22 protein-coding genes are annotated in these 20,714 nt (G+C 60.7%); 19 read left to right on the top strand and 3 right to left on the bottom strand.

Translation table 11 applies throughout. From position 1 onward, the window contains the following. Positions 1-3: 3 nt before the first annotated feature. From mltG to ACWKV5_RS11430, 19 genes are all read left to right on the top strand, one after another. Complete coding sequence (mltG, locus tag ACWKV5_RS11520; protein WP_483841354.1) at positions 4-1,239, top strand: endolytic transglycosylase MltG; 1,236 nt, start codon at positions 4-6, stop codon at positions 1,237-1,239. Between the two features lie 19 nt (positions 1,240-1,258). Further along, positions 1,259-1,891: a dTMP kinase gene (gene tmk, locus ACWKV5_RS11515; RefSeq protein ID WP_483841353.1), complete on the top strand. Its 633-nt coding sequence runs from the start codon at positions 1,259-1,261 to the stop codon at positions 1,889-1,891. Beyond that, the gene (locus tag ACWKV5_RS11510; RefSeq protein ID WP_483841352.1) at positions 1,884-2,870 is read left to right on the top strand and encodes a DNA polymerase III subunit delta'; all 987 of its coding nucleotides are present in this window, start codon (positions 1,884-1,886) and stop codon (positions 2,868-2,870) included. The genes tmk and ACWKV5_RS11510 overlap by 8 nt, the downstream gene beginning before the upstream one ends. A 42-nt stretch (positions 2,871-2,912) precedes the next feature. Then, positions 2,913-3,269: a PilZ domain-containing protein gene (locus ACWKV5_RS11505; RefSeq protein ID WP_483841351.1), complete on the top strand. Its 357-nt coding sequence runs from the start codon at positions 2,913-2,915 to the stop codon at positions 3,267-3,269. A gap of 14 nt (positions 3,270-3,283) precedes the next feature. Next, positions 3,284-4,072: a TatD family hydrolase gene (locus tag ACWKV5_RS11500; protein WP_059182344.1), complete on the top strand. Its 789-nt coding sequence runs from the start codon at positions 3,284-3,286 to the stop codon at positions 4,070-4,072. Positions 4,073-4,459: 387 nt separating this feature from the next. Then, positions 4,460-5,098 carry a TetR/AcrR family transcriptional regulator gene (locus ACWKV5_RS11495; RefSeq protein WP_008152317.1) on the top strand — a complete coding sequence of 213 codons (639 nt, stop codon included), beginning with the start codon at positions 4,460-4,462 and terminating at the stop codon, positions 5,096-5,098. A 139-nt stretch (positions 5,099-5,237) separates the two neighbouring features. Beyond that, complete coding sequence (locus tag ACWKV5_RS11490; RefSeq protein ID WP_483841350.1) at positions 5,238-6,206, top strand: GTP 3',8-cyclase MoaA; 969 nt, start codon at positions 5,238-5,240, stop codon at positions 6,204-6,206. A gap of 233 nt (positions 6,207-6,439) precedes the next feature. Further along, positions 6,440-7,045, top strand: coding sequence for a DUF4823 domain-containing protein (locus ACWKV5_RS11485; protein ID WP_483841349.1), 606 nt, complete (start codon positions 6,440-6,442; stop codon positions 7,043-7,045). A 16-nt stretch (positions 7,046-7,061) separates the two neighbouring features. Then, entirely contained in the window at positions 7,062-7,622 is a 561-nt protein-coding gene (locus ACWKV5_RS11480; protein WP_483841348.1) for a DUF1285 domain-containing protein, read from the top strand. Between the two features lie 92 nt (positions 7,623-7,714). Further along, positions 7,715-8,431, top strand: a complete 717-nt coding sequence (locus ACWKV5_RS11475; protein ID WP_483841347.1) for a FadR/GntR family transcriptional regulator — start codon at positions 7,715-7,717, stop codon at positions 8,429-8,431. 68 nt (positions 8,432-8,499) lie between these two features. Continuing rightward, the gene (locus ACWKV5_RS11470) at positions 8,500-9,375 is read left to right on the top strand and encodes an SMP-30/gluconolactonase/LRE family protein (protein WP_483841346.1); all 876 of its coding nucleotides are present in this window, start codon (positions 8,500-8,502) and stop codon (positions 9,373-9,375) included. 195 nt (positions 9,376-9,570) lie between these two features. Next, positions 9,571-10,389, top strand: a complete 819-nt coding sequence (locus tag ACWKV5_RS11465; protein ID WP_483841345.1) for an SDR family oxidoreductase — start codon at positions 9,571-9,573, stop codon at positions 10,387-10,389. 122 nt (positions 10,390-10,511) lie between these two features. Next, on the top strand, positions 10,512-11,516 hold the full coding sequence (locus ACWKV5_RS11460) for a substrate-binding domain-containing protein (RefSeq protein WP_140667323.1): 1,005 nt from the start codon (positions 10,512-10,514) through the stop codon (positions 11,514-11,516). Positions 11,517-11,579: 63 nt separating this feature from the next. Next, positions 11,580-13,124 (top strand): L-arabinose ABC transporter ATP-binding protein AraG, encoded by a 1,545-nt coding sequence (gene araG / locus ACWKV5_RS11455; RefSeq protein WP_483841344.1) that lies wholly within the window; start codon positions 11,580-11,582, stop codon positions 13,122-13,124. Positions 13,125-13,136: 12 nt separating this feature from the next. Then, positions 13,137-14,105 carry an L-arabinose ABC transporter permease AraH gene (gene araH, locus ACWKV5_RS11450; protein WP_483841459.1) on the top strand — a complete coding sequence of 323 codons (969 nt, stop codon included), beginning with the start codon at positions 13,137-13,139 and terminating at the stop codon, positions 14,103-14,105. Between the two features lie 196 nt (positions 14,106-14,301). Then, positions 14,302-15,015, top strand: a complete 714-nt coding sequence (locus ACWKV5_RS11445; RefSeq protein WP_483841343.1) for a GntR family transcriptional regulator — start codon at positions 14,302-14,304, stop codon at positions 15,013-15,015. Beyond that, the gene (locus tag ACWKV5_RS11440; protein WP_483841342.1) at positions 15,012-16,010 is read left to right on the top strand and encodes an ADP-ribosylglycohydrolase family protein; all 999 of its coding nucleotides are present in this window, start codon (positions 15,012-15,014) and stop codon (positions 16,008-16,010) included. The genes ACWKV5_RS11445 and ACWKV5_RS11440 overlap by 4 nt, the downstream gene beginning before the upstream one ends. Before the next feature lie 211 nt (positions 16,011-16,221). Further along, complete coding sequence (locus ACWKV5_RS11435; protein ID WP_483841341.1) at positions 16,222-17,688, top strand: purine-cytosine permease family protein; 1,467 nt, start codon at positions 16,222-16,224, stop codon at positions 17,686-17,688. Further along, positions 17,681-18,610: a PfkB family carbohydrate kinase gene (locus ACWKV5_RS11430; RefSeq protein ID WP_483841340.1), complete on the top strand. Its 930-nt coding sequence runs from the start codon at positions 17,681-17,683 to the stop codon at positions 18,608-18,610. The genes ACWKV5_RS11435 and ACWKV5_RS11430 overlap by 8 nt, the downstream gene beginning before the upstream one ends. Before the next feature lie 119 nt (positions 18,611-18,729). Here the strand turns inward: ACWKV5_RS11430 and ACWKV5_RS11425 are convergent, their stop codons facing one another. The 3 genes from ACWKV5_RS11425 to ACWKV5_RS11415 all read right to left on the bottom strand — a co-directional run bounded on the left by ACWKV5_RS11425 (position 18,730) and on the right by ACWKV5_RS11415 (position 20,656). Further along, the gene (locus ACWKV5_RS11425) at positions 18,730-18,984 is read right to left on the bottom strand and encodes a hypothetical protein (protein ID WP_483841339.1); all 255 of its coding nucleotides are present in this window, start codon (positions 18,982-18,984) and stop codon (positions 18,730-18,732) included. Positions 18,985-19,028: 44 nt separating this feature from the next. Further along, positions 19,029-19,367, bottom strand: a complete 339-nt coding sequence (locus ACWKV5_RS11420) for a hypothetical protein (RefSeq protein ID WP_483841338.1) — start codon at positions 19,365-19,367, stop codon at positions 19,029-19,031. Positions 19,368-19,450: 83 nt separating this feature from the next. After that, positions 19,451-20,656: an MFS transporter gene (locus ACWKV5_RS11415; protein ID WP_483841337.1), complete on the bottom strand. Its 1,206-nt coding sequence runs from the start codon at positions 20,654-20,656 to the stop codon at positions 19,451-19,453. Positions 20,657-20,714: the final 58 nt, after the last annotated feature.

Genomic DNA, 20,714 nt, shown 5'->3' with positions numbered 1-20,714 from the left:
TACGTGAGACGTAAATTCTTGCTGCTGCTGGAAACCGGATTGGTACTGGCGGGGCTGTGTCTGGGCGCTTCTGCCTGGAAAATCCATTCGGCGCTGGAACAACCGCTGAACATCACCCAGGAAGAACTGCTGGACGTGCCCAAAGGCACGACACCCACCCGCACCTTCTATCGACTGGAAGCCGATGGCGTCATCAAGGACGCGTTCTGGCTGCGCGTTTACTGGCGCTTCAATCTGCCCAGGCAACCGTTGCACAGTGGTGAATACCGCATGCTTCCGGGCATGACGGTTGAAGGGCTGATCGACCTGTGGAAGCGCGGCGAAATGGTGCAGTACAGCGTGACGCTGGTCGAAGGCTGGAATTTCCGCCAGGTCCGCGCCGCCCTGGCCAAAGATGAAAAGCTCGAGCAGACAATTGCAGGTTTGAGCGATAGCCAGGTCATGGAGAAACTCGGTCATCGCGGGATTTTTCCGGAAGGTCGTTTCTTCCCCGACACCTATCGCTTCGTGCGTGGCATGAGCGACGTCGATCTGCTGAAAAAAGCCTATGATCGCCTCGACGAAGTCCTCGCCAAAGAGTGGGATCAACGTTCTGCTGATGCGCCGTACACCGAACCCTATCAGGCGCTGATCATGGCCTCGCTGGTGGAAAAGGAAACCGGCGTGCCGCAAGAGCGCGGGCAGATTGCCGGGGTCTTTGTTCGACGCATGGCGATCGGCATGTTGCTGCAGACTGACCCGACGGTGATCTACGGCCTGGGTGATCGCTACAGCGGCAAACTGACCCGCGCCCACCTCAAGGAAGCGACCCCGTACAACACCTATATGATCTCGGGGCTGCCACCGACGCCGATTGCCATGGTCGGCCGCGAAGCCATCCATGCCGCCTTGAACCCGGTGGCCGGCAACAGCCTGTACTTCGTTGCGCGTGGCGACGGCAGCCATGTGTTCTCCGATGATCTGGATGCCCATAACAATGCAGTGCGCGAGTACCAGCTCAAGCGTCGCGCCGATTATCGTTCCAGCCCGGCGCCGATCCCTGGGCCAGAGGCGGTGAATGGCGAAGCACCGGAGGCCGAGGCGCCGATTCCTGCGGCTTCGCCTGATCCTGATCCCGAGGCCTTGCCTTCCGTGGCGCCGCAAGAACCGACGCCTGAACCTGCACCGACGCCTGAAGCTGCGCCTCCACCGGCATCTGAGCCCGCGCCGGAAGCTGTCGCTCCGCAAAGCCCGCAATAATTTCTGATAAGGACTGCCCGTGACTGGCTTGTTTATTACCCTGGAAGGCCCGGAAGGCGCCGGCAAAAGCACCAATCGCGAATACCTGGCCGAGCGCCTGCGCGCAGCCGGTATCGAAGTGCTGCTGACCCGCGAACCGGGTGGTACGCCGTTGGCCGAGCGGATTCGCGAAGTGCTGCTGGCCCCGGTTGATGAAGTCATGAACCCCGACACGGAACTGCTGCTGGTGTTTGCCGCGCGCGCCCAGCATCTGGCCGAAGTGATTCGCCCGGCGCTGGCCCGTGGTGCGGTGGTGTTGTGTGATCGCTTCACGGATTCTACATACGCCTATCAAGGCGGCGGTCGCGGTTTGTCGCTGGAGCGCATCGCGACGCTCGAAACCTTCGTCCAGGGCGATCTGCGCCCGGACCTGACGCTGATCTTCGACCTGCCGGTGGAAGTGGGCCTGGCCCGCGCCAGTGCTCGCGGTCGCCTGGACCGTTTCGAACTCGAAGGCCGAACCTTTTTTGATGCCGTGCGCAGTGCGTTCCTCAAGCGCGCTGAGGCGGATCCGGCGCGCTATGTGCTGGTCGATGCCGCCCAGCCGCTGGTGCAGGTTCAGCAAGCGCTGGACGCCTTGTTGCCGCGTCTGCTGGAGTTGACCCGTGGCTGAAGCCTATCCGTGGCAGGACAGCCTCTGGCAACAGTTGGCCGGTCGTAAGCAACACGCTCACGCCTATCTGCTGCATGGCCCGGCCGGGATCGGCAAGCGCGCGCTGGCGGAACGCTTGATGGCCAGCCTGCTGTGTCAGCGTCCCACCGCGCAGGACGCGTGCGGTGAATGCAAATCCTGCCTCCTGCTGAAGGCTGGCAGCCATCCCGACAATTACATCCTCGAGCCGGAAGAAGCCGACAAGGCGATCAAGGTCGATCAGGTCCGCGATCTGGTCAGCTTCGTGGTGCAGACCTCGCAGATGGGCGGGCGCAAAGTGGTGTTGATCGAGCCGGTCGAGTCGATGAACGTCAACGCCGCCAACGCCTTGCTCAAAAGCCTCGAAGAGCCGTCGGGCGATACCGTTCTGCTGTTGGTCAGTCACCAGACCAGTCGCCTGTTGCCAACCATCAAGAGCCGCTGCGTGCAGCAGGCCTGCCCACTGCCGAGCGAAGCGATGAGCCTCGCGTGGCTGGCGAAGGCCTTGCCGGACAGTTCGGAAGAGGAGCGCGTCGAATTGCTGACGCTGGCCGCCGGTTCTCCGCTGGGCGCGGTCAAGTTGCAGGCCCAGGGTGTGCGCGAACAGCGCGCGCTGGTGGTGGAGGGCGTGAAGAAGTTGCTCAAGCAACAGCAATCGCCGACGCAATTGGCCGAAGAATGGAAAACCATTCCGCAGTTGTTGCTGTTCGACTGGTTTTGCGACTGGTCGAGCCTGATCCTGCGCTATCAGTTGACGCAGGATGAAAACGGTCTGGGATTGACGGACATGCGTAAGGTGATTCAGTACCTGGCGCAGAAAGCCGCTCAGGATAAAGTCCTGACTATCCAGGACTGGATCCTCGCCCAGCGTCAGAAGGTGATGAGCAAAGCCAACCTCAATCCGGCGCTGTTGCTGGAAGCGCTATTGGTGCAATGGGCCTCGTTGCCTACCCAGAAGTGATCGTCTGCGCCTAGACTCTGTGTATCAGCAGTGGAGGTCCGCATGAATGAACTCGTCAACCCGGGGCCGCGTAACGGCATTTTGTCCCTGACCATCAAGGACAAATCCGTGTTGTACGCGGCCTACATGCCCTTCATCAGAAACGGCGGCCTGTTTATCCCGACCAACAAAAGCTACAAGTTGGGCGATGAAGTCTTCATGTTGCTGAACCTGATGGACGATGCCGAAAAGATTCCGGTCGCGGGCAAAGTCACTTGGGTCACCCCCAAAGGCGCTCAGGGCAACCGCGCCGCCGGCGTTGGCGTGCAGTTCAACGACGGCGACAACACGGCGCGCAGTCGAATCGAAAACCACCTGGCCGGAGCCCTCAAGTCCGACCGTCCCACTCATACGATGTAAGTTGCAGCCCTTTTATGCTCGTAGATTCCCATTGTCACCTTGATCGTCTCGACCTCGCCGCCCACGACGGCTCCCTGGATGCTGCTCTCGATGCGGCCCGTCAGCGCGGGGTAGGGCACTTTCTGTGCATCGGCGTCAGTGTCGATAACGCCGCCGACGTCAAAGCCCTGGCCGAACGTTATGACGACGTCGACTGTTCGGTCGGCGTGCATCCGCTGGACGTGCAGCCGGGTGCTGCGCCCGCATTGGACTGGTTGTTGCGTGAACTCAATCACCCGCGCGTCGTCGCGATTGGTGAAACCGGTCTGGATTATCACTACGAGCCGGAAGCGGCCGAGTTGCAGCAGGAATCGTTTCGCCTGCACCTGCAAGCGGCCCAGCAGACCGGCAAGCCAGTGATCATCCACACCCGCGGCGCCCGTGCCGATACTTTAAGCTTGCTGCGTGAGGCGGCACTGCCACAGGCGGGCGTGCTGCATTGCTTCACCGAAGACTGGGACATGGCCAAGGCCGCGCTGGACATGGGCTATTACATTTCCTTGTCCGGTATTGTCACTTTCCGCAATGCCGACGCGCTGCGCGATGTGGCCAGCAAGGTACCTGCCGACCGCTTGCTGGTGGAAACCGACTCGCCGTACCTCGCGCCGATCCCGTATCGCGGCAAGCCGAACCTGCCGCAGTACGTCAGGGAAGTCGCGGAGTTTCTGGCCATGTTGCGAGGTGAGCCTTACGAGCGATTTGCCGAGCAGACCACCGAGAACTTCAAGCGGCTGTTCCCTTTGGCGCATGTGAAACCGGTTTAGGACTCAATGCCGCCATCGCGGGCCGGCTCGCTACGCAGGGTCAAATCGCAGGCAAAAAAAACCCGGGTTCTGGGGGGTGAATCCGGGTTAAGACCATTAGGAGTAAAACAATGGTACGCGGTCCGTTGGTACCAATATCGGCGCAACACTTGGGGGAGATGTCTCGCCGACAGTTCAAGTATTGATCACTATTGCGCCTAGTCCAGTTTACGGGCCCCGGTTTTTAAACAATTTTGGAATACGCCCGCTTCGGAAGAGTTCTCATCAATCAGCGAGCCTGCGGCAAATCATCAAGAAACACAGATATGGTCGGATGATCCGTGCATTTTTGCGTAAGTTAGGCATAATACGCGGCTTCGAATTTTGACCCCCAACAGACCTTTTCTTATGCATAAAGAACCTCGTAAGGTCCGTGAGTTTCGTCGCCGCGAGCAAGAAATTCTCGATACCGCGCTCAAGCTGTTCCTCGACCAAGGTGAAGACAGTGTCACCGTCGAGATGATTGCTGATGCCGTCGGTATCGGCAAAGGCACGATCTACAAGCACTTCAAATCCAAGGCGGAGATCTATCTGCGCCTGATGCTCGATTACGAGCGTGATTTGAACGAGCTGTTGCATTCGGCCGATGTCGACAAGGACAAGGAAGCGCTGTCCCGGGCCTACTTCGAATTCCGCATGCGCGATCCGCAACGTTATCGGTTGTTCGACCGCCTGGAAGAAAAAGTGGTCAAGGGCAATCAAGTGCCGGAGATGGTCGAGGAGCTGCACAAGATTCGCGCCTCTAACTTCGAACGCCTGACCCTGCTGATCAAGGGCCGGATCAGCGAAGGCAAACTCGAAGACGTGCCGCCGTACTTCCATTACTGCGCATCCTGGGCGCTGGTGCATGGCGCTGTCGCGCTGTATCACTCGCCGTTCTGGAGCAATGTGCTGGAAGATCAGGAAGGCTTCTTCCAGTTCCTGATGGACATCGGTGTGCGCATGGGCAACAAGCGCAAGCGCGATACCGACACTCCGAGCAGCTGAACCATTCAGCTGCCTGATTGCGCCATGATTTCGCTATATGGCGCAGTACCGCAGGAATATACTCAGGCTTGGGACTTGCCAAAACTTGAATTCTGAGTCAAGTTTTGCGCGTTCCACTTGTCCATCGCCGGAGTGATCCATGATCGTTGACCGTCAAGGCAGGCGTTTTCGCAATTTGCGGATCAGTCTGACCTCAGCCTGCAATTACGCGTGTACCTACTGCGTGCCCAACGGCAAGCGGCTGGTGGCTGCGCAGGATGAATTGTCGGCCGAGGCCATGGCGCGCGGCGTGGCGTATTTGATCGAAGCGGCCGGCATCGAGCGGTTGCGCATCACTGGCGGCGAGCCGCTGGTCAGCCCCAAACTCGAAGCCTTCATGACCGCCGTCGGCCAGATGGGCCTGGAAGACATCAGCCTGACCACCAATGGTCAGCTGCTGGCGAAAAAGCTGCCGTTGCTGGTGGACGCCGGCATCCGTCGTATCAACGTTTCCCTCGACACCCTGGACGCCAGCGCCTTTCGCAGCATTGCGCGCGGCGGCGATCTGGCGACCGTGCTCGACGGCATGGACCAGGCCAGCGCGGCAGGCATGAAGATCAAGGTCAACATGGTCCCACTGCGCGGACAGAATCTTGATCAGGTGATGCCGCTGCTCGATTACTGCCTGGAGCGCGGCTATGAGTTGCGCTTCATCGAGCTGATGCGCATGGGCCACCTGGCCACCGACTCCAATGCGTTCCTGCAACAGTTCGTCAGCCTCCAGCAGTTGCTGAGCCTGATTGGCGAGCGTTATGAGTATCTGCAGGCCGATGCGCCGGTCGATGCCACTGCGGTGCGTTATGCGATTCCGGGACAGGGGCACTTTGGTGTGATCGCCAATGAAAGTGTTCCGTTCTGCCGTACCTGCTCGCGCTTGCGTCTGTCGTCCACGGGCTGGCTGCACGGCTGCTTGTCGTCGAGCAATCGCCATTATGTCGGCGACCTGCTCGACAAGCCTCGCCATCAAGCGCTGCCCGCGTTGCAGCGGCTGCTGGTGAAGGCTTTGGGTGACAAGCAGGAAGTGGCGTTCTCCGGCGGTGCGACGATCATGAAGATCATCGGCGGCTGACATTCTCTGTGGCGAGGGAGCTTGCTCCCGCTGGGGCGCGAAGCGGCCCCTGAACTAACAAAGACACTGCATTCCTCAGCATTTACGGCTGCTGCGCAACCGAGCGGGAGCAAGCTCCCTCGCCACAAATGTGCGTTATCAAACCGGAGATTTCTTAAGTCTCAAGGACTGGCGCGGAAGCTGCATCCCATGGCCATTCGCCGGTTTTCCGTCACCGGCCTCTGGAGGGTAGGATGCGTAGCCTGGTTTTGCTGCTGGCCGTTTTGGCGCTTGGTGGCTGCATGAATGTCAGCGACATGGCTGAAGGGACTCGCTACCACATGAGCGACGCGGGGCTGCTGGATCACAGCGACAGCCGTCGAGTGAATAACCTGCGGATTCAGCCGGATTCGTTCATCTACATTGCCCAAGGTGCCTTTTCGCCACCGGGCAATCCTTACCCGCGTCCAAACGTGGTGGCCGAAGAAGCTTTTAACGGCTTTATCGAATACTTCCCGATGGTCCGCCGCGCCCGCGCACCGGAAGGCCTCGACCAGGCCATGGCTGAAGCCCGTGCCGCCGGTGCTCATTACCTGCTTTACACGCGGTTCGCCAAGGCTGACGACCGCATCGGCAACTCCGATGAGTGGCTCGATCAGGAGTACGTGGACCGCCTCGGCATCGACAGCGGCGTGATTCAAATCATGTTGATCGAGACCAGCACCCAGTATTTGATTGATACTGCACGCATCAAGAGTCGTGGCGGTTTACTGACGTTCCATGACACCTCGCCAGGAGACCTGATCGGCCCACCCCTGCAGCAATACGCGCGCAGCCTGATCGGGATCAGTGACCAGTAATTTTAAGGAGAACGCCATGAGTGGCCCGCAAAAAGCCAACGACTTGTTGGGGCAAATCCCCAAGACCAAAGGCTTGCCGCCGGTTCACCTGTGGAACCCCGATTTCTGTGGCGACATCGACATGCGCATCGCCCGCGACGGCACCTGGTATTACCTGGGCACGCCGATCGGGCGCAAGCCGATGGTCAAACTGTTTTCGACCATCATTCGCCGCGATGGCGATGATTACTTCCTGATCACACCGGTCGAGAAGGTCGGGATCAAGGTCGACGATGCGCCGTTCGTGGCGATTGCCGTCGATGTGGAAGGCGAGGGTGAGGCGCAGCTCCTGCGGTTCACCACCAACGTGGATGAAACGGCCGAGGCAGGCACGGAACACCCGATTCGTGTGGTCATCGATCCAGTCACTCAAGAGCCTGCGCCCTATGTGCATGTGCGGACCAATCTCGAAGCCCTGATCCACCGCAATGTGTTCTACCAGTTGGTGGAACTGGCCGTGACCCGTGAAATCGACGGGCAACGCTGGCTTGGCGTGTGGAGTGGCGGCGAGTTCTTCCCCATCGGTCTAGAGCCTTAATATATCCCCCTGTGGACTTTCGAGAATCCAATTGACACCCAATCGTATGATGATTAGCGTGTTGCTCCATCGCGCGCGGTTTTGAGGTTTCCATGTCCAGCAGTTTTCATGCATCAACGGTCGATTGGCTGGGTTGCTGGATAGCCGCTGGCGAGGTCAAGCCCGGCGAAACCCTCAAGGTCGAAGCCGACCTGGGCGAGCAGCTCGGTGTCAGCCGCACCGTCATCCGTGAAGCCATCAAGACCCTGGTCGCCAAAGGCATGCTCGAAGTCGGGCCGAAAGTCGGCACACGCGTCTTGCCGGTGCGCCGCTGGAACCTCTTCGATCCGCAAGTCGTCGGTTGGCTGTCACGCAGCGGTTTGCCGGAAAACTTCGTCGACGATTTGTTAGACCTGCGCCGCACCATCGAGCCGATGGCTGTGCGCTGGGCCTGTGAACGGGCGACGGTCGAGCAAGTGCAGGCCATCCTCCTGGCCTACAACGCGCTGGAGCGGGCGGTGGACAGTGGCGCCGATTACAACCGCGCCGACCGGGTGTTTCACGAGTGCATCCTCGCCGCCAGCCACAATCAATTCATCGAACAAATGGTCCCGGCGCTCGGCGCGCTGCTGGCGGTGTCGTTCGAAGTGTCCGCCGCCGACCCCGACGAACTGCGGCGTACGCTGCCCATCCACAAAGACATGGCCGACGCCATCGCCGCCCGCGATGCCGCGCGCGGGGTGTGGGCGTGCATGACCCTGATCGATAACGCAGACTTGGCGATCAAACGCTTCTACCCCCAAGTCATGGCCGATAAAAAAACCGGCTAACTACAAAGAATCCCCTGTGGGAGCAGGCTCGCTCCCACATTAAAAACAAGAACAAGGCAGGAGGTTTCATGACGTTGAATGCGCTGACCCAGCATCGGGCGTGGCTTGGTGAAGGCCCGTTCTGGGATGCCCCGACACAGGCGCTGTACTGGGTCGACATCGCCGGCAAACAAGCCCTCCGGCTGATCGGCGCCAACGTCCAGATCTGGGAAATGCCGGAGTACGTCTCCGCGTTCATCCCCTGCGAAAGCGGTGATGCGCTGGTCGCGCTGAGCAGCGGTGTCTATCGTCTGGATCTCGACTCCCCAGGACTTGAGCCACGCCTGACCTTGCTCTGCATGGCCGACCCGCAACCCGGCAACCGCCCCAACGAAGCTCGCTGCGATGCGCAGGGTCGGCTCTGGCTCGGCACCATGCAGAACAACATCGGCGAAAACGGCGAAGACTTGCCGGTTACCCGTCGCTCCGGCGGATTGTTTCGCATCGACCGCGATGCGCGGGTCACGCCGCTGCTTCGCGGACTGGGAATTCCCAACACGCTGCTGTGGAGCGAAGACGCCACCACGCTGTTTTTCGCCGACAGCCTCGACGCCACGCTGTACCGATACTTCATCCACGCCGACGGCAATCTGGACACCGCTTACGTCTGGTTCGGCCCCGACAAGCGTGGGGTCCCCGACGGCTCGGCCATGGACGCCGAAGGTTACATCTGGAACGCCCGCTGGGATGGCAGTTGCCTGATAAGACTGACCCCGGACGGTCACGTCGATCGAATCATCGAACTGCCCGTCAGCCGTCCCACCAGTTGCGTATTCGGCGGCGAAGACCTGAAAACCCTGTACATCACCAGCGCAGCGAGCCCCCTCGACCATCCGTTGGATGGCGCAGTGTTGTCGCTTCGAGTGGATGTGGCCGGAAAACCGTGTACGCGTTTCGCTGGGTGAATCCCAAAATATGGGATGTAAAATTATATATTGAGATTATTTGCCGGGCAGGTTTATAGTCGACCATCAGTTACACGCACTCACACTTAAAAAAACAAAACAGGTGAAGTGATGCAGCGATTTTCCAGACAGTCTTTTGACCGGACATCGACAGATGCCCGGTTTTTGTCGTGCCCGCAAAAGGAGTCTTGATTCATGGCTGAACCTCTTTCTTTGCCAGCGGTGCCGGAACCGCCCAAAGGCGAGCGCCTGAGAAACAAGGTGGTGTTGCTGACCGGCGCTGCCCAAGGCATCGGCGAGGCCATCGTCGCGACGTTCGCGTCCCAGCAGGCCAAGCTGATCATCAGCGATATCCAGGCGGAAAAAGTCGAGAAAGTCGCAGCGCATTGGCGTGAACAAGGTGCGGACGTGGTAGCAATCAAGGCCGACGTCTCGCACCAGCAAGACCTGCACGCCATGGCCAGGCTGGCGATCGACCTGCATGGCCGCATCGACGTCCTGGTCAACTGCGCCGGGGTCAACGTGTTCCGCGATCCACTGGAAATGAGCGAAGAGGATTGGCGTCGCTGTTTCGCCATCGACCTCGACGGCGCCTGGTATGGCTGCAAGGCTGTGCTGCCGCAAATGATCGAGCAGGGCATCGGCAGCATCATCAACATTGCGTCGACCCATTCCAGCCACATCATTCCGGGCTGCTTCCCATACCCGGTGGCCAAGCACGGTTTGCTCGGCCTGACCCGTGCACTCGGTATCGAATACGCGGCCAAAGGCGTTCGCGTCAACGCCATCGCACCGGGTTACATCGAAACCCAATTGAACGTGGATTACTGGAACGGGTTTGCCGACCCGCATGCCGAGCGTCAGCGCGCCCTGGATTTGCATCCTCCGCGTCGCATCGGTCAACCGATGGAGGTGGCCATGACCGCCGTGTTCCTGGCCAGCGATGAAGCGCCGTTCATCAATGCCTCGTGCATCACCATCGATGGTGGGCGCTCGGTGATGTACCACGACTGAATACAACCGCTTTCAGGCGCGGAACTACGTCCGAAAGCCAATCATCATACGATATGACTATTAGCTCCAACGTTTCACCGGCTTTCAAATAACGCTCAAAAAAAATAACAAGGAGTCAGCTTATGAATCGTCGTCGCGGGATCCGTTCCCTGTGCTGTGCCGCCCTGGCGGTCACCGCGGTTAGCCTGAGCAGTACGCTGCTGGCAGCCGAGGAAGTGAAAATCGGTTTTCTGGTCAAGCAAGCGGAAGAGCCCTGGTTCCAGACCGAGTGGGCCTTCGCTGAAAAGGCCGGTAAAGACAAAGGCTTCACCGTTATCAAGATTGCCGTGCCGGACGGCGAGAAAACCCTGTCTGCCATCGACAGTCTTGCGGCCAACGGCGCCAAGGGTTTTGTGATCTGCCCGCCAGACGTCGGCCTCGGTCCGGCTATCGTGGCCAAGGCCAAAGCCAACGGTTTGAAAGTCATGGCAGTTGATGATCGTTTTGTCGATGCCAACGGCAAGTTCATGGAAGACGTGCCTTACCTCGGCATGGCCGCCTTTGAAGTCGGCCAGAAACAGGGCGCGGCGATGGCCACCGAAGCGAAGAAACGCGGCTGGGACTGGAAAGACACCTACGCGGTGATCAACACGTTCAACGAACTCGACACCGGCAAGAAGCGCACCGACGGTTCGGTCAAGGCGCTGGAAGACGCCGGTTTCCCGAAAGACCACATTCTCTTCACCGCGCAGAAAACCCTCGACGTCCCGGGCAGCATGGACGCCACCAACTCTGCGTTGGTGAAACTGCCGAGTGGCGCGAAAAACCTGATCATCGGCGGCATGAACGACAACACGGTGCTGGGCGGTGTGCGCGCTACCGAAACCGCCGGTTTTGCAGCGGCCAACGTCATCGGCATCGGCATTAACGGTACGGACGCTATCGGCGAGCTGAAAAAGCCCAATAGCGGCTTCTTTGGCTCGATGCTGCCAAGCCCGCACATCGAAGGCTACAACACCGCCAGCATGATGTTTGACTGGGTCACCACCGGCAAAGAACCGCCGAAATTCACCGCCATGGACGACGTGACGCTGATCACGCGCGAGAACTTCAAGCAGGAACTGGAAAAGATCGGCCTCTGGAACTGAGGCACGGTTGATTTCAACGGCGGCCTTGGCGACGGGGCTGCCTGATCTGTGAAGAGGTGGTTTATGCACGCGCAAGTACAGACACATGAGCACAGCGTCGGCGGCAGCCTGCGTTTCAACGGGATCGGCAAGACCTTTCCCGGCGTGAAGGCGCTGGACGGCATCAGCTTCGTCGCGCACCCGGGACAGGTTCACGCCTTGATGGGCGAGAACGGCGCCGGCAAATCGACCCTGCTGAAAATCCTCGGCGGCGCCTACACGCCGAGCAGCGGTGACCTGCAGATCGGCGAGCAGACGATGGCGTTCAAATCCACCGCCGACAGCATCGCCAGCGGCGTCGCGGTGATCCATCAAGAACTGCACCTGGTGCCGGAAATGACCGTGGCGGAGAACCTGTTTCTAGGGCACTTGCCGGCCAGTTTCGGCCTGATCAATCGTGGCGCCTTGCGCCAACAGGCGTTGGCTTGCCTCAAAGGCCTGGCAGATGAAATCGACCCGCAAGAGAAAGTCGGGCGCTTGTCCCTCGGGCAGCGGCAACTGGTGGAAATCGCCAAGGCGTTGTCCCGAGGCGCGCACGTCATTGCGTTCGACGAACCGACCAGCAGCCTGTCGGCGCGCGAGATCGATCGCTTGATGGCGATCATCGGACGCCTGCGCGACGAAGGCAAAGTGGTGCTCTACGTCTCCCATCGCATGGAAGAAGTGTTCCGCATCTGCAACGCGGTGACGGTGTTCAAGGACGGCCGCTACGTGCGCACCTTCGAGGACATGAGCGAGCTGACTCACGACCAATTGGTGACGTGCATGGTCGGTCGCGACATTCAGGACATCTACGATTACCGCGCTCGGCAACGTGGCGCGGTGGCGCTCAAGGTCGATGGCCTGCTCGGTCCTGGCTTGCGCGAGCCGGTGAGTTTCGAGGCGCACAAAGGCGAGATTCTTGGATTGTTCGGGCTGGTCGGCGCCGGGCGCACCGAGCTGTTCCGCCTGCTCAGCGGCTTGGAGCGCAATACCGCCGGACGCCTGGAATTGCGCGGCCATGAACTGAAGTTGCGCTCACCTCGCGACGCGATTGCGGCCGGGATTCTGCTGTGTCCCGAGGACCGCAAGAAGGAGGGCATCATCCCGCTCGCCAGCGTTGCCGAGAACATCAACATCAGTGCACGCGGCGCGCATTCGACCTTCGGCTGCCTGTTGCGTGGCCTGTGGGAAAAGGGCAATGCCGACAAACATATCAAGGCGCTGAAGGTGAAGACGCCCAGCGCCGAACAGAAAATCATGTACCTGTCCGGCGGCAATCAGCAGAAGGCCATTCTCGGTCGCTGGCTGTCGATGCCGATGAAAGTCCTGCTGCTCGACGAGCCAACGCGCGGCATCGATATCGGTGCCAAAGCCGAGATCTACCAGATCATCCATAACCTGGCCGAAAGCGGTATCGCAGTGATCGTGGTGTCCAGCGACCTGATGGAAGTGATGGGTATTTCCGACCGCATTCTGGTGCTCTGCGAAGGCGCGATGCGCGGCGAGTTGTCTCGCGCCGAGGCCAATGAATCCAACCTGCTGCAACTGGCTTTGCCGCGCCAACGCGCTGACGGCGTGGCGAACTGAGAGGTGACTATGATGACAACCCAAAACAACGCGCTGCCTACCGAGCGCAAACCCCTGGACCTGCGGCGCTTTCTCGATGACTGGGTGATGTTGCTGGCAGCCGTCGGGATCTTCGTGCTCTGCACCTTGCTGATCGACAACTTCCTCTCGCCACTGAACATGCGTGGCCTGGGCCTGGCGATTTCCACCACCGGGATTGCCGCGTGCACCATGTTGTATTGCCTGGCGTCCGGGCATTTCGATTTGTCCGTGGGCTCGGTGATTGCCTGCGCCGGCGTGGTCGCGGCGGTGGTGATGCGCGACACCGACAGCGTCTTTCTCGGGGTGGCGGCAGCGCTGTTCATGGGCCTGATTGTCGGGCTGATCAACGGGATCGTGATTGCCAAGCTGCGGGTCAACGCGTTGATCACCACGCTGGCGACCATGCAGATCGTTCGCGGGCTGGCTTACATCTTTGCCAACGGCAAAGCGGTCGGCGTCTCGCAAGAGCAGTTCTTCGTCTTCGGTAACGGCCAGTTGTTTGGCGTGCCGGTGCCGATCTTGATCACCATCGTCTGCTTCCTGTTTTTCGGCTGGCTGCTGAACTACACGACCTACGGGCGCAACACCATGGCCATCGGTGGCAACCAGGAAGCGGCGTTGCTGGCCGGGGTGAATGTCGACCGGACCAAGATCCTCATCTTCGCCGTGCATGGCGTGATCGGCGCACTGGCCGGCGTGATCCTGGCGTCGCGCATGACCTCCGGGCAGCCGATGATTGGCCAGGGTTTCGAGCTGACGGTGATCTCGGCCTGCGTACTGGGCGGGGTGTCGTTGAGCGGCGGGATCGGCATGATCCGGCATGTGATTGCCGGGGTGTTGATTCTGGCGATTATTGAAAATGCGATGAACCTGAAGAACATCGACACGTTCTACCAGTATGTGATTCGTGGTTCGATCTTGCTGTTGGCTGTCGTCATCGACCGCTTGAAGCAGCGCTAACCCCCGCTTTTGTGGCGAGGGAGCTTGCTCCCGCTGGGCTGCGTAACGGCCCCAAAATCTCTACTTTGATCGAGGATTTTGCGAGTGCTGCGCACTCGAGCGGGAGCAAGCCCCCTCGCCACAGTTGTACATCCTTCCGTCACTTACCCTAAAAATCCCTTGCCCGCATCGACCCGTTTCGGTTATCACTTTGTACATGATTAGACAGGTACGATTTGACAAGAAACAACGGGTGGTCGACGAACTCATCCGGCGCATTGAAAGCGGCCTCATGGAGGACGGCTTTCTGCTGCCGGGCGAGCATCAGTTGGCTCAAGAATTCAAAGTCAGCCGAGGAACGCTGCGTGAAGCCCTGGCCGAGTTGAAACGGCGCAACTACATCGCGACGCAAAGCGGTGTCGGTTCCATCGTCACCTTCGACGGTGTGGTGCTCGATCAGCGCAGCGGCTGGGCCCAGGCGTTGGCCGACAGCGGGGCGCTGGTCAATACCGAAGTGCTGCGGTTGGAAGCGGTGACGCGTGCGGACCTGATGCCGCGTTTCGGCACCGACCAATTCATCACCCTCGACCGGCGTCGCCGCTCCAATGACGGCACGCTGGTCTCCCTCGAACGCTCATTGATGCCCGCGACCGGCGGCCTGGAAAGCCTGCCGCGCGTTGGCCTGATCGACAATTCCCTGACCATCACCCTGGCCGCTTACGGCTACATCGGCGAACGCGGCGATCAATGGATCGGCGCCGAACCCCTGAATGCCGAAGACGCCGAATTGTTGGGACGTCCTGTGGGCTCCGTATTCCTCAAGGCCCTGCGGACCACCTACGACCGGCAAAACCGCTTCATGGAGCAAGTCGAAAGCTTGCTCGACCCCGTACATTTTCGCCTGCACCTGCAATTTGGTACCCCGAAATGACCGCGCTCAATCGTGCCCTGGGCGCGTTCTACGGACTGGCCCTGGGCGATGCGTTGGGCATGCCGACCCAATCCCTGAGCCGCGCCGAGATCAAGGCGCGCTTCGGCGAAATCAACGATCTGGAAGACGCCGGCCCCGATCAACCGATCGCCGCCAACATGCCCAAGGGCTCGATCACCGACGACACCGAACAGGCGATTCTGGTCGGGCAGTTGCTGATCGAAGGCGAAGGCTGGATCGATCCGTCGGTACTGGCGCAACGGTTGATCGAATGGGAAGCCGAGATGCAGGCCAAGGGCTCGCAGGACTTGCTCGGGCCTTCGACCAAACGGGCGATCGAGATGATCCTCGCCGGGCATTCGCCGGAAGAGGCGGGGCGTTACGGCACCACCAATGGCGCGGCAATGCGCATTACGCCGGTGGGCATTGCGGCCGATGTCGCCGACCCTGAGCGATTCATCAAAGCGGTGGTGCAAGCCTGTCAGGTCACCCATAACACCACGCTGGGCATTTCCAGCGCTGCGGCGGTGGCGGCGGTGGTTTCCGCCGGGATCAATGGCATGGACTTGGGCGAGGCGCTGAACCTCGGCCAGCACATCGCGCAGCAAGCCGAAGGACATGGTCACTGGGTGGCGGGCGGGCGGATTGCCTCGCGCATCAGCTGGGCGCGCAGCATCAGTGTCGACAGCGACAAGGCGCTGCTGGCGGATCTGATGTACGACGTGATCGGCACCTCGGTGGCCTCGCAGGAATCGGTGGTGGTCTCGTTTTCCCTGGCGCAGCAAGTGGCCATCGGCGAAATGAGTGCCTTCGAAGCGGTGTGCATGGCTGCGGGATTGGGCGGTGACACCGATACGATTGCGGCGATTCTCGGCGCGATGCTGGGGGCCTGCCTGGGCCTTGAGAGTTGGCCGGTGGCGATGATCGACAAGGTCAAGGCGGTTAACGGCCTGGAGCTGGAGCCGTTGGTGCAAGGGCTGTTGGCTTTGCGTTGACTGGGGTGACGCCTTCGCGAGCAGGCTCGCTCCCACAGGTTTCGCGTCCGGCATAAATCCCGTGTGGGAGCGAGCCTGCTCGCGAAGGCCGCACCGCTTATTCAAGTTATTCACCCGCAACGGATTGCACGAAAACGGCCAGGACAGCCGGGATGTTGTCTCGACTTCCGCAATTGCCCACAACCACAAAAATGGCAACAGGAGTATTTTCATGAGTTCGTCAACCGCCGGGCAAAGTGCCGGGCAACTGGAAACACGCGGCATCGAACCGGTGCCGGAAGCGGAGTGCAACGGTCATCCGCTGCAACTGTTCTGGGTCTGGTTCGCCGCTAACATCTCCATCCTCGGCCTGCCGCTGGGCGCCACGCTGGTGGCGTTTCGTGGCCTGGCGATCTGGCAGGCAATCATCGTTGCGATCCTCGGTGCCGCCGGTTCCTTCGCGGTGGTCGGGATCATCTCCATCGCCGGTCGTCGTGGCCGTGCGCCGAGCCTGACGCTGTCGCGCGCGATCTTTGGCGCACGCGGCAACATCGGCCCGACCTTGGTGTCGCTGATGTCGCGCCTGGGCTGGGAAACCGTCAACACCACCACCGCCGCGTTCGTGTTGTTGTCGCTATGCTCGATCCTGTTCGGATCGCCCGTAGAAGCCAAAAGCGCGCCGGTCCTGACGTTGCTGTTTATCGCGATTTTCGTGTTGCTGACGTTGTCGGTGTCCGGCCTCGGTCACGCCACGCTGCTGGTGATTCAGAAGTGGGCGACCTATGTGTTCGGCGCGCTGAACATTGTGGTCGGCGGTTTCCTCTGCGCCACCATCGACTGGAGCGCCGTGTTCAACGCCACGCCCGCACCGTTGAGCGCCATGATCATCGGCGTTGGCACCATGGCCGCCGGCACCGGGATCGGTTGGGCCAACGCCGGTGCGGACATGTCGCGCTATCAGCATCGCAGCGTCAAAGCCGTGCGCCTCGTGGCGTCGGCAGCGTTCGGCGCGGGGATTCCACTGGTGTTGCTGATCACCCTCGGCGGCTTGCTGTCGGTGGGTAATAACGACCTGGCTTCCGCCACCGATCCGATCATCGCGATCCGCGACATGCTGCCGACCTGGATGGCCGTGCCGTACCTGATCACCGCGTTCGGCGGCTTGCTGCTGTCGAATAACCTGTCGGTGTATTCGGCCGGCCTGACCACGTTGACCCTCGGTTTGAAGGTGAAGCGCGTGTACGCGGTGGTGGTGGACATCGTCGCGATCTTCGCCGGTTCGATCTATTTCATGCTGATCGCCGACAGCTTCTACGGCCCGTTCATTACCTTCATTTCCTTGCTGGCGGTGCCGATTACCGCGTGGGTCGGGATCTTTGTCGTCGACCTGATTCACCGTCATTACTACAGCCCCAAAGACTTGCTGGACGTCAGCCCGAGCAGCGCTTACTGGTACAGCGGCGGTATCGAATGGCGCGCCTTCGGTGCGTGGGCGGTGGCGATCGTATTGGGTTTCAGTTTCACCACCATCGGCACCACCGAACAGACGGTGTGGTTCCGTGGCTTCCTCTCCGACTCGTGGCTGGGCCACAACGGCCTGGGCTGGATCGTCACGTTCCTGGTGGCAGGGGGGATTTATTGTGTACTCGGTGGCGCCAAGGATCGCCGCGCCGCCATGACCGAGAATGCTCATGCCTAATTTGCTGCACACCGGCCAGGTCATCATCGACCTGGTCATGGCCGTGGATAAATTGCCGCAAACCGGCGGCGACGTGCTGGCGAAGTCCGCCAGTTTCGAAGTCGGCGGTGGCTTTAATGTGATGGCCGCGGCCCAACGTAATGGTTTGCCCGTGGTCTATCTCGGACGCCATGGCACCGGGCGTTTCGGCGATCTGGCGCGGGAGGCGATGCGGGCGGAAGGCATCCGGATCGGCATCGCCCACCCCGCAGAACGGGACACAGGTTTGTGCGTGGCGGTAACGGATGCTTCGGCCGAACGCAGTTTCATTTCCTACATCGGTGCCGAAGGTGAAGTGACCGCCGAGGACCTGGCCAGCGTGCCGGCCGAGGCGGGCGACTATGTCTACGTCAGTGGCTACAGCCTGCTGCAGGTCGGCAAGGCGCAAGCTCTGGTGGATTGGGTTCTGGAACTGCCGAAAGGCATCAACGTGGTGTTCGATCCGGGACCGCTGGTGGATTCGCCAGATGAGCCCTTGATACAAGCCTTGCTGGCGCGCATCGATATCTGGACCAGCAACAGTGTCGAGGTGCTGCGATTTACCGGTGCATCGGACATTGCCGAGGCGCTGGATCGCTTGGTCGATCACTTGCCCGCCGAAGTGTTGATGGTGGTGCGCGATGGTCCGCAAGGGTGCTGGATCAGCCAGCGTGGCGAGCGCCAGCACGTGCCGGGTTTCAAGGTGGCGGCGGTGGACAGCAACGGCGCGGGTGATGCGCATGCCGGGGTGTTTGTGGCTGGGCTGGCGCATGGGTTGTCGGCGATTGAGGCGGCACGGCGGGCGAATGCAGCGGCAGCGTTGGCCGTCACTCGTTGGGGGCCGGCGACTTCACCGGGGAGTGCTGAGGTGGATGCGTTGATCCGTGAGATTGATGGCGTCTGAACGATAGCCTTCGCGAGCAGGCTCGCTCCCACATTGGATCTGTGTACGACGCAAATCCCTGTGGGAGCGAGCCTGCTCGCGAAGGGGCCAGTCAATTCAGCAACAATCCTGACCGTTGCTCAGCTATCCAGCCTGCGCGCCGCCTCGACACCCGCCGCACTCAGTTTGATCGGCAGGTTCAACGAGTGCTCACCCGCCTCGTTGCACGTCACATGGCCGTGTTGAATCAGCCCGCGGTCCTGCAGGGCGGCGAGGGCGCTGGCCACGACTTTCTCCCCGCGATAATTGTCCAGGACCTCCTTGCCCAAGCCACTTGGGTGGGCGTGCAACAGGCGGGTCAGGACTTCTTTTTCCAGGTTGTTATCGTCGTTCATGTTTACCTCTTGATGGGTGTGGAGAGGTTGCTCGCGTCGGCGAGCTATTGATTGGCACCGCCCTCGGAACCCGAGCCACCGGTGGTGGTTTTCGAGCCGATGCCGCTGCCGGCGTTATCGGGTGTGCGGGTGTCCGGCTGGTTCAGTCCGCCTTGACGACCAGCGTCGTTACCCTGAGTCCGTGGGTCAGTGCCCGTGGAGGGCGGCAGGCTGTTATCGATGCCGGAGCCGTCGGTGTTCATGCCGGGTGCGCTCTGGATGGCGGGCGCTTTCGGGCCCTCGACCGGGTTGGTCGGGCCGGTTCCTTCAGCGAGTGTCGCGGCGAATGCGGCAGAGGACAGCAGCGTGGTGAGGGCGAGGGCGGTCAACCTGGACATGAACATGGCATCGTCTCCGTTTAATAGAGTCCTTACCTGATGTTGGTCCGCCTGCGATTTGCATTGGTGCCTGATGAGCGACGAACGGTCTAGGCCTGCTGCACGGCTTTAGCCGGCGCAACACGCCGCCAGATCAACCGGCCCACGGTGATCAGCCAGTTCAGGACAGCCACGGCCAACACGGTCAGCAGCAGCGCCGGCATCCCGTGTTCAACGATGATTTTCCCCGCCAGCAAGGGGAAACCAAACACGCCGATGAAGTAGGCGAGGCTGAACAACAGCAAGGCTTGCGAGGTGGTGCCGTGTGGTGCTTCGTTGGCCGCCAGGCCATTGATCACTGAATAGGTCAGCCCGTATCCGACGCCGAGCATCACGGCCGCCAGTACATAGCTGAACCCGCTGTCGACCACGAAACCAAACAGCACGATCGAGCCCATCATCAGGCCCGACAACAGGCAGGAGGCGCGGAACGGATCGCGCTTGACCACGATGCCGGCAATCAGCATACGGCTGCTGATCGCCGCGCCCATGAAGCCGAAAAAGAACAGCGAGTAGTCCAGCGAACGGGATGCGGCGTAACTGGTCTGGAAGCTCGACAGACCGCCGAACACACACCCGCCGAGACCGACCATGATGATCGGGAACACGGCGCGGGACGACAGCACTTGAGCCGTTGCGCGCCAGGAAATCCGCGCGACCGAGGTGGCGGGCGCGGGCGTTTTCTTGAGCTGTGCATCCAGTCGCCAGAACAGTGAAACGCCGATCAGGCTGGCCAGCGCGGCTAGGTAAAACGCCGCGGTCACCGGATAACCAAGGGCACTGGCGGCACGGCCCAGCAAGGGGCCGCTGCCGATCCCGGTCATCATGCTGCCCGACAGCAATGCAAAGTATTTGGCGCGTTGGGCCGGCGTCACCAGGCTGGCCACGATGATCGGCCCGAGGGTGTAGAACACGCCCCAACCCAGTCCCAGCAACAGTCCGAAAAACAGCAGCAAATTGCCGAAGCCCGGGGTCAGTGCGAAGCCGAGACTGGCCGCCACCAGCAAGACACCGAACAAGGCAATCGAACGCGCAGCACCGAGCAAGTCGGACAAATGCCCGGAGACGATCACCGCGGCGAAGGTGCTGAGCATGGCCGCTGAAATCACACTGCCGGCATCGTGTTCATTGCCGCCGCGTGAGCCGATCAGCAACGACAATAAAAAGGTCGCGCCATAGGACAGCGACAGCAAATAGCTGGCGAGGCAAAACAGGCCGAACAACCGGCTGGAGACTGGAGGTGTTGCGCTGGACATGACGCGGTTCCTTGACCCGATAGACGTGAGCGTTATCTATCTATCACGGGGCGCGCTG

Source organism: Pseudomonas oplopanacis, assembly GCF_057128725.1.
Note: the sequence above shows the minus strand (reverse complement) of the source record. Positions and strands in the feature narration are given on the sequence as shown.

Coding starts and splice junctions, on each gene's coding strand:
- ACWKV5_RS11505 (WP_483841351.1), top strand. CDS start 2,913: ATGAATGAACTCGTCAACCCGGGGCCGCGTAACGGCATTTTGTCCCTG.
- ACWKV5_RS11500 (WP_059182344.1), top strand. CDS start 3,284: ATGCTCGTAGATTCCCATTGTCACCTTGATCGTCTCGACCTCGCCGCC.
- ACWKV5_RS11495 (WP_008152317.1), top strand. CDS start 4,460: ATGCATAAAGAACCTCGTAAGGTCCGTGAGTTTCGTCGCCGCGAGCAA.
- ACWKV5_RS11490 (WP_483841350.1), top strand. CDS start 5,238: ATGATCGTTGACCGTCAAGGCAGGCGTTTTCGCAATTTGCGGATCAGT.
- ACWKV5_RS11485 (WP_483841349.1), top strand. CDS start 6,440: ATGCGTAGCCTGGTTTTGCTGCTGGCCGTTTTGGCGCTTGGTGGCTGC.
- ACWKV5_RS11480 (WP_483841348.1), top strand. CDS start 7,062: ATGAGTGGCCCGCAAAAAGCCAACGACTTGTTGGGGCAAATCCCCAAG.
- ACWKV5_RS11475 (WP_483841347.1), top strand. CDS start 7,715: ATGTCCAGCAGTTTTCATGCATCAACGGTCGATTGGCTGGGTTGCTGG.
- ACWKV5_RS11470 (WP_483841346.1), top strand. CDS start 8,500: ATGACGTTGAATGCGCTGACCCAGCATCGGGCGTGGCTTGGTGAAGGC.
- ACWKV5_RS11465 (WP_483841345.1), top strand. CDS start 9,571: ATGGCTGAACCTCTTTCTTTGCCAGCGGTGCCGGAACCGCCCAAAGGC.
- ACWKV5_RS11460 (WP_140667323.1), top strand. CDS start 10,512: ATGAATCGTCGTCGCGGGATCCGTTCCCTGTGCTGTGCCGCCCTGGCG.
- araG (WP_483841344.1), top strand. CDS start 11,580: ATGCACGCGCAAGTACAGACACATGAGCACAGCGTCGGCGGCAGCCTG.
- araH (WP_483841459.1), top strand. CDS start 13,137: ATGACAACCCAAAACAACGCGCTGCCTACCGAGCGCAAACCCCTGGAC.
- ACWKV5_RS11445 (WP_483841343.1), top strand. CDS start 14,302: ATGATTAGACAGGTACGATTTGACAAGAAACAACGGGTGGTCGACGAA.
- ACWKV5_RS11440 (WP_483841342.1), top strand. CDS start 15,012: ATGACCGCGCTCAATCGTGCCCTGGGCGCGTTCTACGGACTGGCCCTG.
- ACWKV5_RS11435 (WP_483841341.1), top strand. CDS start 16,222: ATGAGTTCGTCAACCGCCGGGCAAAGTGCCGGGCAACTGGAAACACGC.
- ACWKV5_RS11430 (WP_483841340.1), top strand. CDS start 17,681: ATGCCTAATTTGCTGCACACCGGCCAGGTCATCATCGACCTGGTCATG.
- ACWKV5_RS11425 (WP_483841339.1), bottom strand. CDS start 18,984: ATGAACGACGATAACAACCTGGAAAAAGAAGTCCTGACCCGCCTGTTG.
- ACWKV5_RS11420 (WP_483841338.1), bottom strand. CDS start 19,367: ATGTTCATGTCCAGGTTGACCGCCCTCGCCCTCACCACGCTGCTGTCC.
- ACWKV5_RS11415 (WP_483841337.1), bottom strand. CDS start 20,656: ATGTCCAGCGCAACACCTCCAGTCTCCAGCCGGTTGTTCGGCCTGTTT.